This is a genomic window from Lysobacter yananisis, from assembly GCF_031199375.1.
Classification (GTDB): Bacteria; Pseudomonadota; Gammaproteobacteria; order Xanthomonadales; family Xanthomonadaceae; genus Lysobacter; species Lysobacter yananisis.
Map to the genome: position 1 here is coordinate 2,145,640 of NZ_CP133568.1, position 15,322 is coordinate 2,160,961.

15 protein-coding genes and 1 pseudogene are annotated in these 15,322 nt (G+C 72.1%); 4 read left to right on the top strand and 12 right to left on the bottom strand.

Annotated elements, in window-relative coordinates; translation table 11 throughout:
• Positions 1 to 136: 136 nt before the first annotated feature.
• Positions 137 to 355 carry a hypothetical protein gene (locus RDV84_RS09010; protein WP_078999238.1) on the bottom strand — a complete coding sequence of 73 codons (219 nt, stop codon included), beginning with the start codon at positions 353 to 355 and terminating at the stop codon, positions 137 to 139.
• Between the two features lie 100 nt (positions 356 to 455).
• On the opposite strand from RDV84_RS09010, the gene RDV84_RS09015 reads away from it, so the two are divergent.
• Complete coding sequence (locus RDV84_RS09015; protein WP_057949366.1) at positions 456 to 1,232, top strand: SDR family oxidoreductase; 777 nt, start codon at positions 456 to 458, stop codon at positions 1,230 to 1,232.
• Here the strand turns inward: RDV84_RS09015 and RDV84_RS09020 are convergent.
• The 9 genes from RDV84_RS09020 to RDV84_RS09060 form a co-directional block, all read right to left on the bottom strand.
• Entirely contained in the window at positions 1,220 to 1,801 is a 582-nt protein-coding gene (locus RDV84_RS09020) for a hypothetical protein (RefSeq protein ID WP_309153136.1), read from the bottom strand. The genes RDV84_RS09015 and RDV84_RS09020 overlap by 13 nt on opposite strands.
• 87 nt (positions 1,802 to 1,888) lie before the next feature.
• Positions 1,889 to 2,575, bottom strand: coding sequence for a DUF4124 domain-containing protein (locus RDV84_RS09025; protein ID WP_078999226.1), 687 nt, complete (start codon positions 2,573 to 2,575; stop codon positions 1,889 to 1,891).
• On the bottom strand, positions 2,575 to 3,471 hold the full coding sequence (locus RDV84_RS09030) for a DUF4124 domain-containing protein (RefSeq protein ID WP_309153137.1): 897 nt from the start codon (positions 3,469 to 3,471) through the stop codon (positions 2,575 to 2,577). Before RDV84_RS09030 ends, RDV84_RS09025 begins: the two co-directional genes overlap by 1 nt.
• A gap of 62 nt (positions 3,472 to 3,533) precedes the next feature.
• On the bottom strand, positions 3,534 to 3,968 hold the full coding sequence (locus tag RDV84_RS09035; RefSeq protein WP_309153138.1) for an EamA family transporter: 435 nt from the start codon (positions 3,966 to 3,968) through the stop codon (positions 3,534 to 3,536).
• A 177-nt stretch (positions 3,969 to 4,145) separates the two neighbouring features.
• Positions 4,146 to 4,712, bottom strand: a complete 567-nt coding sequence (tsaC, locus tag RDV84_RS09040) for an L-threonylcarbamoyladenylate synthase type 1 TsaC (protein ID WP_309153139.1) — start codon at positions 4,710 to 4,712, stop codon at positions 4,146 to 4,148.
• A 91-nt stretch (positions 4,713 to 4,803) separates the two neighbouring features.
• Positions 4,804 to 6,003, bottom strand: coding sequence for a lytic polysaccharide monooxygenase (locus RDV84_RS09045; protein ID WP_425606288.1), 1,200 nt, complete (start codon positions 6,001 to 6,003; stop codon positions 4,804 to 4,806).
• A 322-nt stretch (positions 6,004 to 6,325) separates the two neighbouring features.
• Entirely contained in the window at positions 6,326 to 7,318 is a 993-nt protein-coding gene (locus RDV84_RS09050; protein ID WP_057949359.1) for a lytic polysaccharide monooxygenase, read from the bottom strand.
• A 936-nt stretch (positions 7,319 to 8,254) separates the two neighbouring features.
• Positions 8,255 to 8,503, bottom strand: coding sequence for a hypothetical protein (locus RDV84_RS09055; RefSeq protein ID WP_309153140.1), 249 nt, complete (start codon positions 8,501 to 8,503; stop codon positions 8,255 to 8,257).
• Positions 8,504 to 8,583: 80 nt separating this feature from the next.
• Positions 8,584 to 9,534: a DMT family transporter gene (locus RDV84_RS09060; RefSeq protein ID WP_309153141.1), complete on the bottom strand. Its 951-nt coding sequence runs from the start codon at positions 9,532 to 9,534 to the stop codon at positions 8,584 to 8,586.
• A gap of 66 nt (positions 9,535 to 9,600) precedes the next feature.
• Between RDV84_RS09060 and RDV84_RS09065 the strand changes: the two genes are divergently transcribed.
• Positions 9,601 to 10,545, top strand: coding sequence for a LysR family transcriptional regulator (locus RDV84_RS09065; protein WP_309153142.1), 945 nt, complete (start codon positions 9,601 to 9,603; stop codon positions 10,543 to 10,545).
• A pseudogene (locus RDV84_RS26120) lies at positions 10,505 to 10,597 on the top strand (DUF6053 domain-containing protein); the annotation flags it as partial. The gene RDV84_RS09065 and the pseudogene RDV84_RS26120, both read left to right, overlap by 41 nt.
• A gap of 53 nt (positions 10,598 to 10,650) precedes the next feature.
• Here RDV84_RS26120 and RDV84_RS09070 read toward each other — a convergent pair.
• Both RDV84_RS09070 and RDV84_RS09075 read right to left on the bottom strand, forming a co-directional pair.
• Entirely contained in the window at positions 10,651 to 11,406 is a 756-nt protein-coding gene (locus RDV84_RS09070) for a tetratricopeptide repeat protein (protein WP_057949356.1), read from the bottom strand.
• A 96-nt stretch (positions 11,407 to 11,502) separates the two neighbouring features.
• Positions 11,503 to 12,228, bottom strand: a complete 726-nt coding sequence (locus RDV84_RS09075; protein WP_309153143.1) for a hypothetical protein — start codon at positions 12,226 to 12,228, stop codon at positions 11,503 to 11,505.
• Positions 12,229 to 12,375: 147 nt separating this feature from the next.
• Between RDV84_RS09075 and ppc the strand changes: the two genes are divergently transcribed.
• Positions 12,376 to 15,138, top strand: a complete 2,763-nt coding sequence (gene ppc / locus RDV84_RS09080; RefSeq protein ID WP_309153144.1) for a phosphoenolpyruvate carboxylase — start codon at positions 12,376 to 12,378, stop codon at positions 15,136 to 15,138.
• The last annotated feature ends 184 nt before the right edge of the window (positions 15,139 to 15,322 follow it).

Consider the following 15,322-nt stretch of genomic DNA (forward strand, 5'->3'; position numbering starts at 1 on the left):
TTTCGGGGGGTCGTCGCGGCGGGGCGAAAAGCGTCGGGCCTGAAGGCCCTCCCACAACCGCCGTGCGAGCCACGGACCTGGGCTGTTGTGGGAAAGCCTTCAGGCCCGACGCCTTCCGCTCAGATCGCGCGGAACCTCACCCGCCCGCCGCGTCGATCGCATCGCGGGTGTTCTGCGCGCCCTGCTGGACGTCGCCTTCCACGGCCTTGGCCTTTTCGATGGGCTTCTGGATCGCGTCGCGCATCTGCGTGGCCTGCGGGTCCACCGGATGCTCCTTCTCGGGCGGCTGCGGCTTGGAGCACGCCGCCAGCAGCGCGGCGCAGGTCAGGGCGATAACGGCAAGGCTGGGCTTCATCGCGGCATCCTCTCGACGGTCTGGCCGGTATGCTACGCCGGTCGCGCGCCGCGCGCGCGGCGGCGAACGACCGCAAGCAACGACCGTGACGGAGGCAGCGATGGACCCCAAGCGTTGGCGATTGGACGGACAGCTCGCGCTGATCACCGGCGGCAGCGCCGGCATCGGCCGGGCGATCGCGCGCGAACTGCTGGGCTTCGGCGCCGACGTGCTGCTGGCCGCGCGCGATGCGGCCGCGCTGGAGTCGGCGCGCGCCGAACTGGTCGAGGACTTTCCCGATCGCGAGGTCCAGGCCTTCGTCGCCGACGTCGCCGACGACGAGCAGCGGCGCGAGCTGCTGGACTGGGTCGAGGACTTCGGCGAAGGCCTGCACATCCTGGTCAACAACGCCGGCGGCAACCTCAGCAAGGCCACCAACGACTACACCGAGGACGAGTGGCGGCAGGTGTTCGAGATCAACCTGTTCTCGGCGTTCGAGCTGTCGCGCTATGCGCACGCGCTGCTGACCCGGCATGCGGCCTCGAGCATCGTCAACGTCGGCAGCGTGTCGGGTTCGACCCACGTGCGCACCGGCTCGCCGTACGGCATGAGCAAGGCGGCGATGCACCAGATGACCCGCAACCTCGCGGTGGAATGGGCCGAGGACGGCATCCGGGTCAACGCGGTGGCGCCGTGGTACATCCGCACCCGCCGCACGTCAGACAAGCTGGCCGATCCGGACTATCTCGACGAAGTGTTGCTGCGCACCCCGGCCGGGCGCATCGGCGAGCCGGAGGAAGTGGCCGCGGCGGTCGCGTTCCTGTGCCTGCCGGCGGCGGCCTACATCACCGGCGAATGCATCGCGGTGGACGGCGGGTTCCTGCGTTACGGGTTCTGAGCCGCGGGCGCCGCGCGGAAGCTTTGGATGGCGATGCCGTAGGGCGAGGCCGTGGCGGCGATTTCGATCCGCCGGCTCGCGGTCAACCGCTCGTACATGGCGCGATCGCGCACGCACAGGCGCAGGCCGCGCAGCGGCGTGTCGCCCTGGATCCAGACGCGCCGCTTGCAGTTGCGGCTCCAGCTGGAATAGCGCGGATCGGCCGAGGCGACCGCGGTCAGCGGTTGCGGATCGGCCCCGCGGTGCAGCGCGATCGGCACGATGTCGAGCAGCGCGTACAGGCCGATCGCGACCATCATCGTCAGGATCAGGTTCATGCCGGTGAGCGGGCGGTCCGGCGCGAGCCGGGGCTGCCAGCGCTGCAGCGCGGCGAAGCATCCCAGCGACAGCGCCACGAGCAGCGCGTGCGCGGCCCATCGCATCCACGCGGCATCGCGCGAGTACTGGAAGGTTTCGGCGTATTCGCCGGACCAGACGATGCTCGCGCACAGCCCGGCCCAGGCCAGGATCAGTTCGATCCAGTACAGGCGGTTGATGCGGCGGACTTCGGCGGGGGCGGGATTCGACAAGGGCGCGCCGGGCTCAGGGCGATCCGCGGACTTTGCCGGCGGAGGCCGGGTTTGGCAAACGCGACGGGCGCGGCAGCGCCGCCGCCGTCACTGCTTGCCGCAGGTGCTCTCGACCACGATGCGCTGGATCCGCGCGTACTCGCCGGCAGAGGCGTCGCGGTCGTCGGCGCGGCCGAAGCGCAGCGCCGATTCGGCTTCGCGCAGGCGCTGCTTCCAGTTCTCGCACAGGCGCTCGTCGGGGATGCGCTGGCACTGGTCGTCGACCATCTGGCAGGCCACGCCGGCGCCGTTGCCGACGTTGCCCAGGCCGGTGGTCTGCAGCGGCGCGCAGCGCTGCGGCGGCGCGTCGGTGTCGCTGAGGTAGCGGCCGTTGTCGTAGGTGCGGCACTCGTACAGCGCCGGCGGCGGCAGCCGGTCGGCGTCGGCGATGTCGGCCTTGGGCAGCGGCGCGGGAGGCGTCGGCGCGGTCGGCGCCGGACGCTGCGGCGGCCGCGCCACTTGCGGCAGTTGCGAGGACACCGGCGGGTGCATCGGCGGCGCCGGCTGCGCTGGCGGCGGGTACTGGCCGGGGCCGGTGATCACCGTCGGCGGCGCCGACGACACCGGCGCGTCCTCGATCACGCGCTTTTCCTGGGTGCTGCCCTTGGGGCAGGGCACGTTGTTCTGCACGGTGAGCTGGCCGATCGCGTCGGTGCAGCGGTAGATCACCACCTTGCCCTGGGCCTGCGCGCCGGAAACGGCCAGCAGCAACATCCACAACCCCCACACGCGCATCAGTAAGCTCCGCAATCGGCGTTCAGGCGCGCGTCGATGACGCGCTGTTCCTCGGTGATCCTGGCGCGCTCGCTCTGCAGCGCGCTGTTGTAGCGGCGGTCGCCGGCCCAGCGCTGGTCGCGCAGCTGCGCGCAGACTTCCTGCTGCGGCAGCGGATGGCATTCGTCGCGCACCAGCTGGCTGCCGTAGTAGGCGCCGTAGCCGTAATCGTAACCGCCGGGCACGACATAACCGCTGTTGCGCGAATACGAGACGTGGCCGTGGCGGCCGCCGATGGCGATGCGGGTGGACGAGTCGGCCACCCGCACGCCGGCTTGCGGCGGCGGCAGGCCGGTGCCGAGCGAACTGTGCGAGGAAATGCCGCCGGAGTACTCGCTGCGCGAGTACGAACCGCTCGAATAGGAACCGTTCGGGTAGATCGGCAGGCCGTAGCCGAGGTCGACCAACGGCATCATCCGCGGATTGCCGTCGCCGTTGTCGCTGACGTAGCGGCTGCCGTCGGGGCGCACGCAGTCGTACATCGGCTGCGGCGCGCGCAGCACCACGACCTGGGTCGCCGGCGCCGGCGCGCGCGCGGCGGCCGGGGCGGGCGCCGGCGTCGGCGCGGTGGGACGCGGCGGCGGGTCCACCGGCCGGACCATGCTGACGGTTTGCTGGCGCTCGCCGCCGGCGCAGGGCGTATCGCGCAGGCTCAGCTGGCCGCGCGCGTCGGTGCAGCGGTAGATCAGCACTTCGCCGCTGGGCTTGCCCGCGGCGGCGGCCTGCGCCGCGGTCGGCCGGGCCGGGGTGTCGGCGGCCGGTGGCGCCGGCGCGCCCGTGGCCTGCGCCGCGCCCGCGGCGAGGCAGGCGAGGACGGCGGCGGCGGCGGCGATGCGGTGGCGCGGCGCGGAGGGCATGTGCCCATCTTGCGCCACCGAGGGGTTACGGAAAAGTCGAACGGGCGCCGTCCGGCGGCGGTTCAGCGCCGCCAGGCCAGTACCAGCACGCCGCCGCCGACCAACGCCAGGCCCAACCATTCGCGCGGCGACGGCCGCTCGCCGAGGAAGGCCATCGCGAACAGCGCTGCCAGCACCACGCTGAGCTTGTCCACCGGCGCCACTTGCGCGACCTCGCCGAGCTGCAGCGCGCGGTAGTAGCACAGCCACGAGGCGCCGGTGGCGAGCCCGGACAGGGCCAGGAACAGCAGCGAGCGCGCCGGCAGGCTGCGCGGGTCCACCCACTGCCCGCTCAGCGGCACCAGCAGGGCCAGCACGCACAGGATCACCACCGTGCGCACGAGCGTCGCATAGTCGGCCGAGATGCCTTGCACGCCGACCTTGGCCAGCACCGCGGTCAGCGCCGCGAACACGGCCGAAAGCAGGGCCCATATCGCCCAGGCGGGGAAGGAGGTCATGCCGGCGGCTCCGTTGCGCGATGCCGCGAACCTAGCGCCACGGCGGTCGCGGCGGTGTCGGAGCGGCGTGCGTCGATGCGCGCAAGCCGTCGTACGGATGCCGCAGCGCCCGCGCCTGGGCTATGACGCCGTCGCGCCCAGTCGCGCGCGCGCCGATGGGCCGTCGCCGCGCGCCGCTCAGCCGCGCAGCACCTCGCCGCTCAGCGCCACCCGGATCGGCGTCGGCGCGGCCAGTCCGCCGGTCTCGCCTTCGCACACGCCGTCGGCCAGCGCCAGCACGGCGCGGTCGAGCTGCTCGCGGCGGAACGCCGGCGGCTGGCCGGCGAGGTTGGCGCTGGTCGACACCAGCGGCCCGCCGTGGGCGCGGCACAGCGCGGCGGCCTGCGGATGCGCGCTGACCCGCAGCGCGACGCTGCGGTGTTCGCCGCTGATCCACGCCGGCACCGCCGGCGTCGCCGGCAGCGCCCAGGTGTGCGGGCCGGGCCAGCTCGCGCGCACCGCCTGCGCGCGTTCGGGCGGCAGCGCGTTCCAATCGATCAACGCGTCGAACTGCGCGACCGACGCGGCGATCAGGATCACGCCCTTGTCCACCGGCCGCTGCTTGATCGCCAGCAACCGCAGCACCGCGGCGCGGTCGAACGGATCGCAGCCGATGCCCCACACCGCTTCGGTCGGATACACCAGCACGCCGCCGCGGGCGAGCGCGGCGGCGGCTTGTTCGATGCTCAGCGAAGAGGCGGTCATGCGCGGGGCCCGGCGGCAAAAGCCGAGTGTCGCATGGTCCCGCCCCGGCGCTTCGCATCGGGCGCGTCGTTGCCCGCCCGATGCGGCCGTTTCAGTACGCGATCCAGGCGTCCTGCCAGGCGTAACCGCTGCCCGGGCGATAGGCGTCGTGGTCGATGTTGCACCAGCCGCCTTGCGGGAACGGCCGGCACGCGTAGCGCTTGCCGTCGCGGCCGAGCACCACGGTCTCGCCGGGCCGGTAGCGGCCGATGCCGTCGGGATAGGCGTAGTCGTAGCGGTCGCCGGGTTGCGGCGCGGGTGTCCGCGTTTCCAGGGCGAAGCGGCGGGCGACGCCGCCGAGGTAGACGCGGTTGGCCTCGGCCGGGGCGCGCGGCGTCACCACGCCGCCTTCGAGCACGCCGACGCGCGCATAGCGCGATTGCGCGTTGACCCGCTCGGCCAGGCGCAGCGGCCACGCTTCGGCGCCGGTCTGGCCGGCGCCGAGCGCGACCTCGATCCGTTCGGCGTCGCGCCCGTCGGCCTGGAACAGGCGCAAGGTCAGCACCGTGCCGACCGCCAGTTCGCCGCGCAGACCCAGCGCGCCGGCGTCGTTCCACTGCGGGCCCGGCCGGGTCGGCGGCGTGCCGGGTTCGCCGCCCGGCGGCGTGCTGGAGCCGGCGCCGAAGCGCACGTCCATGCAGGTGTAGAACGCTTCGGTCGAATCCGAGCGCTGCCAGGTGTTGTAGATCACGTGGCGGCCGCTGCGCTTGGGCAGCGGGCAGTCCAGGCGGTAGTTGCCGTCGCTGCCGAGCGGCACGTTGCCGAGCGTGCAGAACGGCTCCAGGTCGCTCCAGTGCAGCGGCCGCTCCGGGTTCCAGCCGTCGCGGGTGATGTAGAAAGTCCACGCGCGCGTGGCGTGCGGCGCGGTGCCCTTGAACAGGAACGCGAAGCGGCCGTTGGCGTCGGCCGCGATGGGCTGCGCCTGCCAGTCCGCGCGAGCGAGGTCGAGGCCGGCGAACGTCGGGTTGCCGCCGCTGCACAACTGGCCGTCGGGCACGACGGCGCGGTGGCGGCCGTCGGCGTCGGCTCGGTTGATGCTCATCCAGTCGTAGAACATCGCCGAGCCCGACACCTGCCAGGCCGCGCGGCAGGCCGGATCGGACGGATTCTCCGCATCGCCTTGCTTGCAGGCATAGATGCGGCTTTTGGGGTGGACCATGGAACCGTGCGCGCGAACGTCGCCAGCGGGCCACAGGAACGACAAGGCGAACAGCGCCAGCAGCGAAGGCGCAAGAGGAGCAGGGCGGGGCATGGAAGTCTCCGGGTGACGGGAAGCGGCGCGGGGGCGCCGGCGCGGAAATCTGGCGGCGGAGCGCGCCCCGGCGATGCGGTCCGCGCTCCGGATCCATGCTGGAAGATCGGTCGCCGTCGCGTAATCGGGCGATGGTCGAATAGGGTGAAAACGGCGCCTGCAACGAATGCGGATCGAGTGTGTTTCGATTGCGTGCGTACGGCATCGAGCGCGTGTGCGTTGAACGCGCTGTGCGTACTGGCGGCCGTGGAAATGCGAACACGCGAACGGCGGCCCGGTTGCCCGCGCCGCCGTTCGCGTGGTGAAACCGTCGCGCGTTCGCTCAGTGGCCGTGATGGGCGTGATCGGCCGGCGGCTGCGCCGAGGCCGGCAGGCGCACGTCGAAGGCGTAGGAGCGGTTGCCGCTGACGTAGACGCGGTTGTCGGTGCCGGCCTGCGCCTGCACCTGGCCGCCGCGCTGCTGGCCGATGCGGGCGAACTTGGCGCGCGCGTTGACCTGCGCGGCGACGCGCTGCGGCCACTGCGCGGTGGAGGTCTCGCCGGCGCGCAGCACGGTTTCGATCTTCTCCGCGTCGCTGCCGTCGGCGTTGAACACGCGCAGGGTCACCGCGGTGCCGGCCGGATAGTCGTTGATCACGTTGAGCGGGCCGGCCTCGCGCCACGGCGAGCGCGCGTCGGCGAGCGAGCTGGTGAAGTTGACGTCCATGCAGGTGTAGAACGCCTCGGTCGAATCCGAACGCTGCCAGGTGTTGTAGATCACATGGCGGCCGGTGCGCGCCGGCAGGGTGCAGGTGATGTGGTAGTTGTTGCCGGCCGACAACGGGATCGGCCCGGTCTTGCAGAACTGCTGCAGGTCGCCCCAGCGCAGGGTCGAGTTCGGGTTCCAGCCCTGCGGCGTCACGTAGAACGTCCAGTCCTTGGTCGCGTGCGGTGCGGTGGCGTAGAAGGTGAAGGTGTAGCTGCTGCCGGAGCGCACGGTGCTGGTCTGCCAATCGCTGCGCACGATGTCCAGGCCGCGGAAGGTCGGGTTGTTGCCGCTGCACAGCTTGCCGTCGGGCACCACCGCGCGGTGGTTGCTGTTGGCGTTGGCCTGGTTGATGCCGTTCCAGTCGTAGAACAGCTGCGAGCCGGCCACGGCCCAGGCGGCGCGGCAGGCCGGATCGGAGGGGTTTTCCTTGTTGCCCAGGTAGCACTTGTAGATCCGGCTTTGCGGATTGACGAACGTGCCGTGGGCGAAGGCGGTGGAGGCGGGCAGCGCGGCCGCGCACAGGGCGACGGCGGCGGACAGCAGGGTGCAACGCTGGATGCGGGTCATGGCGACTCCTGTCGATGGGCAATGGTGACGGGCCCCCCAACAGCTTCGCGATGGCGTGCTTCCGGCGCGATTGCGATCGCGTCTCGGGACGGGTGCGGCCGCGCGGCGGCGCCCCGGCGTTTATGCGGCCCGATCCTAGTGATCGCGGCCGGGCGATTCTGTGCGGGCGGTCGCCTGGAGGGACATGCGCGGGCGTGTGGCGGCGGTCGCGATGCGCGAAACGGGGGATGCGTCACGGATGACGGGACGGACTGCGACGACGCGTCGCTGGCGCGGAGCGAGCTTGTCTGCGACGTTTCGCGCGGTTGCGACCGCGAGGCGATGCCGAGCCGTCATTCCGGCGAACGCCGGAATCCATTTTGATCTTGCTGTAGCTGTAGCTGTAGCTGTAGCTGTAGCTGTTGCTTGTGCTCGCCCCTGAGCGCGATGCAGTCGCCTTGCAGCCCCGGAGGGCGTGCGCATGGATGCGCACGCGCGCCATGGGGCAGGATGCCCCTTATGGCGCGGCCCCGCGCCGCTGCGAGCCATAGTGGCTCTTGATCCGAAAAAACAAGGCCTTTTCTTTGGTTACTTTCTTTGTGGCTTCAGACAAAGAAAGTGACCCGGCCGCTTGCGGACGGAAGCTCTTGATCTTCGCTTGTAACCAAGCGCACGCACACGCAAAGGCGAACCCCACCGCGGCACGCCCCCTGTAGGAGCGGCGCAAGCCGCGACCGCGCCACCGCAAACACAGTGAACGTTCCGTCGTAGTTGCGTTGTCGCGGTCGCGGCTCGCGCCGCTCCTACAGTCGGATACGCAACCCCACGACCGTCATTCCGGCGAAAGCCGGAACCCATGTTGACGTTGCTGTTGCTTTCGCCGTTATCGATGTGTCGCGCGACGACAAGCCACCATCAAGAGCTTTCGTCCGCAAGCGGCCGAGCTACTTTCTTTTGTCAGCGCGACAAAAGAAAGTAGCCAAAGAAAAACGCTTGTTTTAAGTCAAAAGCCACTAAGTCCAGCATCGGGCGCGGGGCTGCGCCATAAGGGACATCCTGTCCCATGGCGCGCGCGCGCATCCATGCGCGCGCCCTCCGGGGCTGCGGAACGTGGGCCTCGGGCGAGGATGCGTCAAAGCGAACAACCACAGCTACAGCAGCAGCAACAGCAATAGCAATAGCAGTAATCGAAGCCGCGATGCTCATGCTTCATCCTGAGCACGCCCCCGCTTCGTCCCGACGCCATCGCCGCGCCGCGCGCGCCCTCGACAACAGCGCCGCCGCACTCATCGAGGCGAAGCCCGCGCTGCCTCCCGCGCCCCGCTGCGCAGCGCCACCACCGCGCCGGCGACGATCAGCGCCGCGCCGAACAGCGCCATCGGCGCGGCGACGCGGCCGAACAGCAGCCAGTCGAGCGCGGCGCTGACCGGCACCGCCACGTACATCAGCGGCGCCAGGGTCGAGGCGTTGTCCATGCCGCGGTAAGCCAGGTCGCGCAACGACTGGTTGCCCAGGCTGCATGCGGTCATGCCGAGCAAGGCCAGGGTCAGCACCCACACCGGTTCGGACGCGGCCCCGCCGCCCAGCACCGTGGCCCAGGGCGTGTGCGCCGCGCCGAGCAGCGCCAGCGGCAGGCTCAGCAGCGAGGCCTGGGTGTACAGCTTGAACTGGTTGCGCAGCGGCGGTTGGCGCTGCGCGCAGCGATAGAACAGCACCTGCGACACCGCCATGGCGACGCCGCCGGTCAGCGCGACCAGGGCCAGCGGGTCCAGCGCGCGGCCGCCCGGGCGCAGCACCGCGAGCACGCCGAGAAAGCCCAGCGCCAGCCCGGCCACGGTCGCCGGCCGCAGCGGTTCGCGCAGCCACAGCCACGCCACCAGCGGGATGAACAAGGGGCCGGTGTTGTACAGCAGCACCGCCTGCAACAGGTCGCCCTGGGTCGCGGCGAACACGAAGCAGATCTGCGCGATGACCGCGCACAGCGCGCGCAGCCAGCCCAGGCGGTCGGCCAGCGACCACGCCGCACGCCAGTCCGGCCCGCGTGCGAACGCGGTCAGCACCAGCACCGGCAGGACGAAGCGGCCCCAGGTGACCAGCTCCGGCGCCAGGCCGCGGGTGTAGCGGCTGAGCACGGCGAGCAGGGCCAGGGAGATCGACGCGGCCGCCATCAGGCCGGCGCGCAGGGGCAGGGAGCGGGAGGGCGTGGCGGCCGTGGCGGTCAGCTGGGCGGAAGACATGTGGTAAATCTATCCGCAGGTTCGCTATTGAAAAATCTCGTTTATCGAGAAAGGTGGTAAGTAAAAATGACCACAGGCATCGACGCTCCGGAACCCCGCGACGCCCCGCCCGCGCGCCGGCTGCCGCCGCTGCGCGCCTTGCAGGCCTTCGCCGCGGTGGTCCGCCACGACGGCATGCGCCGCGCCGCCGAGCACCTGCACCTGAGCCACGCCGCGCTGAGCCAGCACGTCCAACACCTGGAGGAGGCCTTCGGCCTGCGCCTGCTCGACCGCAGCGGCGGCCGCGCGCGGCCGACCCCGCTGGGGCGCGAGTTCGGCGAGGCGCTGATCGACGGCTTCGCCCGGATCGAGGCGGCGAGCGCGCGCCTGCGCCTGCGCGGCGACGAAAGCCGGCGCCTGCTGCTGGGCGCGCCGACCAGCCTCAGCGTGAGCGTGCTGTTGCCGCGGATCGAGGAGTTCTCCGCCCGCGCCGGATTCGAGTTGCAATTGATCTGCCCGGCCGGCGCCGCCGACCTCGCCCAAGCGCGCGTGCATGCGTTGCTGATGCATCGCGATCCCGGCGAACAAGGGCTGCGCGGCGAGCTGCTGTTCGAGCAAGCGCTGGTGCCGGTCGTCTCGCCCGCGTTGTACGCGCGGCTGGACCCGCAGCGCTGGTGGTTGGACCCGGTGCCCGGCGCGCGCCTGCTGCACGTGGTCAGCGAGGGCTGGCGCGAAGACTGGCCGGCCTGGTTCGGCGACGACGTCGCGGCCTGGCCGCTGCCGCAGCTGAGCCTGTCCTCGCCGATGCCGGCGATCAGTGCGGCGCTGGCCGGGCAGGGCATCGCCTTGCTGTATCCGCGGCTGATCGCGCAGCGGCTGCAACAGGGCGAATTGAACGCCTTGCCGCTGCCGCGCGCCGCGCCGGCCAAGCGCTTGTACCTGGCGTGGCTGCCGGAAGCCGAAGGCGCGGCGCGGCTGGGATGGGTGCGCGATTGGGTGGTGGCGTTGTTGCGCGGCGAGGAGGCGGTGTAGCGCGGCGATCGGGTGCAAGAGCGTCGGGACTGAGGTCCCTCCCACAAGAGCGTGCGGTCGTGGGAGGGACCTCAGCCCCGACGCTTTCGTTTCAGCCGGCCGCGCTCACATCGCCTGCGCGCGCTTGTCCAGTTCCTTGAGCTTGTCCAGGTCCGGCTTGTGCATCTTGCGCGCATACGCCGGCAGGCGCCGCGCCTTGGCCTGCACCTGTTCGCACAGTTCGCGCGCGCGGCCGAGTTCGCCCCAGCCGATCAGGCACTCGGCGTAGCGCGCATGCGCCTCGAAGCCGCTGCTGTAGCCGACCAGGGCTTCGAACTCTTCCTTCGCCTTGGCCCGGTCGCCCTGCGCGGCGACCGCGCGCGCATAGGCCAGGTGGCCTTCGGGCGAGCGGAAATCGGGGCGCTTGGCGATCAGCTCGTCGAGCAACTGGCGCGCCTGCGCCGGTTCGCCGGCTTCCAGCAGCGCGTGGGCGAGCTTGACCTGGATGTGCGGATCGTCGCGATGCACGCCGCCGAGCGCGGCGCGGTACAGCGGCAGCGCGTCGCCGGCGCGGCCGGCGCCGAGCAGGGCGTCGGCCAGGCGCAGGCGGTTGTCGGTGGTGGCCGAGGTGTCGAACGCGTCCTGCGCCTCGCGCAGTTCGCGGCCCGGGTCGAGCATGCGCCGCACGTTGCCGACCAGGGCGCGGCCGTGGCGGCTGTGGCGCTGCTCCGGCAGCCAGATGGCGAAGGCGTAGACCACGCTGCCGAGCAGCGGGAACATGAAGAGGATCATCAGCCAGTAGCGGTCCTGGCCGCTGCGCACGGCGTGGACGGCGAAACACAGGGCGACGAGCACGTGCAGTCCGAGGCCGAAGTACGGCATGACGCGATCCTTGCGAGGCGGGCGGCGGAAAGGGCGCAAGTGTCCGGGTTTTGCGCGACCGGCGCCAGCGCCGTGGCGACGGTCGCGGACGAGCGGTCAGCGCAGGCGTTCGAAGCGGCGCACCGAGCCGTCGATACCGAATTCGATCTGGTAGCCGACGCCGCCCTGGCCGGAAATCGGGCCGGTGGACCACTGGCCGCGCTCGCCGTCGTCGCGCTCGCCGGGGCCCGGCGCGACGCGGTCGGGCTGGTCGCTGCCGGGCTCGTCGCTGCCGCGCCCGCCGCCGGGCGGCGCATCGCTGTCCACCGCGCCATCGTCGCCGCGCCCGACGCTCCGGCGGTGGTCGCGGGTGTAGAACCACACGCCGCTGAGCCGGTCGTAGTCGGGATCGGCGAGCGCGCCGGGGACGCCGCGCGCGCGCTCGTACCAGTTCGCGCGCACCCGCGCCGCGGTGGCGAAATCGATCCGTTGCAGCGCAAGGTCGTCGTTGTTTTCGCCCAACGCGTCGCGCCACTGCGCGCAGCTGTGGCCCATCGCGTCCTCGCGCCGCCAGCGGCCCTGCCGATAACGGTAGGTGTGCAGCGTGCGCGCATCGCCCGGGTCGACGATCGCGATCTCGATGTCATCGTCGTGAAACAACGCGGCCGCATGCACGTGCGGCGCGCGCCCGGCGAACTCCGGCAACGCCGCCAGCGCGCGCTGGGCCTGGGTCAGCGCCGCGGCGTCGGCCAGCAACGGCGGCGGGCGCGAACAGCCGATCGCGACCAGCGCGAGCGCCGCGGCGACGGCGGGGCGGCAGCGGGCGAGCGCGGACGGGTGCATGGAGCGGCTCCGATGCGGTTGCGGCCCAGCATGCCCGATGCCGCCGCGGCATTGGTTACCGCGGCAACTAACGCGCCCTCGCGCGGTTTGAACGGCGGCATGCTGCAATGCACAAGCCTCTGCGCTAGCCTTGGACGAATGAACGTCATGACCGACAGCAACGACGAATCCTTGCGCGCGGCCGACCCGGCCGCCGACCGCGCGGCCGATTTCGCGCCCACCGACGCCCTGTTGCGCGAGGACGTCAAAACGCTCGGCGCCCTGGTCGGCGAGATCCTCGCCGAGCAACGCGGCCAGGGCTTCCTCGACGATGTCGAGCGGCTGCGCCGCGCCGCGATCCGCCGCCGCGAGGCCGGCGAGCCGGTCGACGCGCTGGCCGCAGCGCTGGCCGACATCGACCTGGAGCAGGCCGCCGATCTGGTGCGCGCGTTCGCCACGTATTTCCAGGCGGTCAACCTGGCCGAGCGCGTGCACCGCATCCGCCGCCGCCGCGATTACGAGCGCAGCGGCGCCGGCGCCCAGCCCGGCGGCCTGCGCGATTCGCTGGCGGCGCTGGCGCGGCAGGGCGTCAGCGCCGAGGAAGTGGCGGCGCTGCTGCCGCGGCTGCGGATCGAGCCGGTGTTCACCGCCCATCCCACCGAAGCGGTGCGGCGCGCGTTGCTGGAGAAGGAGCGCACCATCGTCGAATGCCTGGTCGCCGACATCGACCGCGGCCGCACCCCGGCCGAGCGCCGCGCCGACCGCGAGCGCATCCGCCTCGCGCTGACCGCGAGTTGGCAGACCGCCGAGGCGCCGGCGGCCAAGCCCAGCGTCGCCGACGAGTTCGAGCACGTCGGCTTCTATCTGTCCGACGTGCTCTACCGGGTGCTGCCGGTCTACTACGAAGTGTTCGAGGAGGCGCTGCGCGAAACCTACGGCGACGCGCCGGCGCTGCCGGACGTGCTTGGTTTCGGCACCTGGGTCGGCGGCGACATGGACGGCAATCCCAATGTCGGCGCCGACACCGTCGCCGCCACGCTCGCCGGCCAGCGCGCGCTGGTGCTGGGCGCGTACCGGCGCGATCTGGCTTCGCTGGAAGAACTGCTGAGCCAGTCGGTGCATCGCGTACGCGTCGACGACGCGGTGCTGGCCAAGGTCGAGGACTATCGCTACCTGTTGCCCAAGGCCGCCGCGCTGCTCAAGCCGCGCCACGCCGACATGCCTTACCGCAACCTGCTGGGGCTGATGTCGGCGCGGCTGCAGGCGACGCTGGACGAAAGCCTGCACGGCTATCCCGATGCGGCCGCGTTCCTGGCCGACATCGATCTGATCGAACGCAGCCTGGCCGCGCACCAGGGCGCGCACGCCGGCGGCTTCGCGGTGCGGCGCCTGCGCCGGCGCGCGGAATGTTTCGGTTTCCACCTGGCCGGGCTCGACCTGCGCCAGGATTCGGCCACCCACGACGCCGCGTTGGCGGCGTTGCTGGACCAGCCCGAGTGGGCCGCGCTCGACGTCGCCGCGCGCGCCGCGCGCCTGCATCGCCTGCTCGACGGCGAGGCGCCGCCGGCGCGTCCGGCCGCGCCCGCGGCGCAGTCGACGCTGGAAGTGTTCCGCGCGGTCGCGCGCCTGCGCCCGCGCTTCGGCGCGCGCGCGTTCGGCCCGTACATCGTCAGCATGAGCCGCAGCGCCGCCGACGCGCTGGCGGTGCTGGCGCTGGCGCGCACCGCCGGCTGCGCCGACGACCAGGGCCGAGTGCCGCTGGACGTGGCGCCGCTGTTCGAGACCGTCGACGACCTCGACGCCGCCGCCGACACCTTGCGCGCGTTGTTCGCCGACCCGGTCTACCGCGGCCACCTGCGCGCGCGCGGCGACCGCCAGGTGGTGATGCTGGGCTATTCCGACAGCGCCAAGGACGGCGGCATGGTCGCCTCGCGCTGGGCCCTGCAGCAGACCCAGATCGCGCTGACCGCGCTGGCCGCCGACAGCGGCGTGCGCATCGCCTTCTTCCACGGCCGCGGCGGCTCGATCAGCCGCGGCGGCGGCAAGACCGAGCGCGCGGTGATCGCCGCGCCGCGCGGTTCGGTCGACGGCTATCTGCGGTTGACCGAGCAGGGCGAGGTGATCCATCGCAAGTACGGCATCCGCGCGCTGGCCCTGCGCAACCTGGAACAGACCAGCGGCGCGGTGCTGCGCGCGACCCTGCGCCCGCGCGCGCCGGAGCCGCGCGAGGCCGGCTGGCGCGGCATCGCCGGCCGGCTCGCGCTCGACGCGCGCGAACACTACCGCGCGCTGGTGCACGAAGACCCGCAGTTCCCGGCCTACTTCCGCGCCGCCACGCCGATCGACGTGATCGAACGCCTGCGCATCGGCTCGCGTCCGGCCAAGCGCGCCGGCACCGGCGACATCTCCTCGTTGCGCGCGATCCCGTGGGTGTTCGCGTGGTCGCAGAACCGCGCCGGACTGACCGCCTGGTACGGCGTCGGCACCGGCCTGGAACGCGCCCTGGCGCAGCACGGCCGCGACGCGCTGGCGGAGATGGCGCGCGACTGGCCGTTCTTCGGCACCTTGATCGACGACCTGGAAATGGTCCTGGCCAAGTCCGACCCGGCGATCTTCGAACGCTACTCGCGCCTGGCCGAAGCGCTGCCCGAAGGCGACCTGCACGCGCGTTTCCACCCAGGCATCGCCGCCGAATTCGAACGCACCCGCGCCGCGGTGCTGGCGATCAAGGGCAGCGACGAACTGCTGCGCGGCGACCATCGCCTGCGCCAGTCGATCCGGCTGCGCAATCCGTATGTCGATCCGATCAGCCTGTTGCAGGTCGATCTGCTCGCGCGCTGGCGCGCCGCCGACCGCCCCGACGACGCGCTGCTGCAGGCGTTGGTGGCGACGGTGAACGGCATTGCGGCGGGGGTGCAGAACACCGGTTGAGGGCGGCGGCCCGTGCTGCTTGGAAACGGCGCGCCTCGGCGCGCCGTTTTCGTATCCGAAGCCCCTGTAGGAGCGGCGCGAGCCGCGACCGCGAATCCGCGAGCGCCGGCGCGACCGATTGCCGGGCGTGTTGTAGCCGGGTTGCGCTGGGTGTCGCCGGCGTATGTGGTGCCGCGGTCGCGGC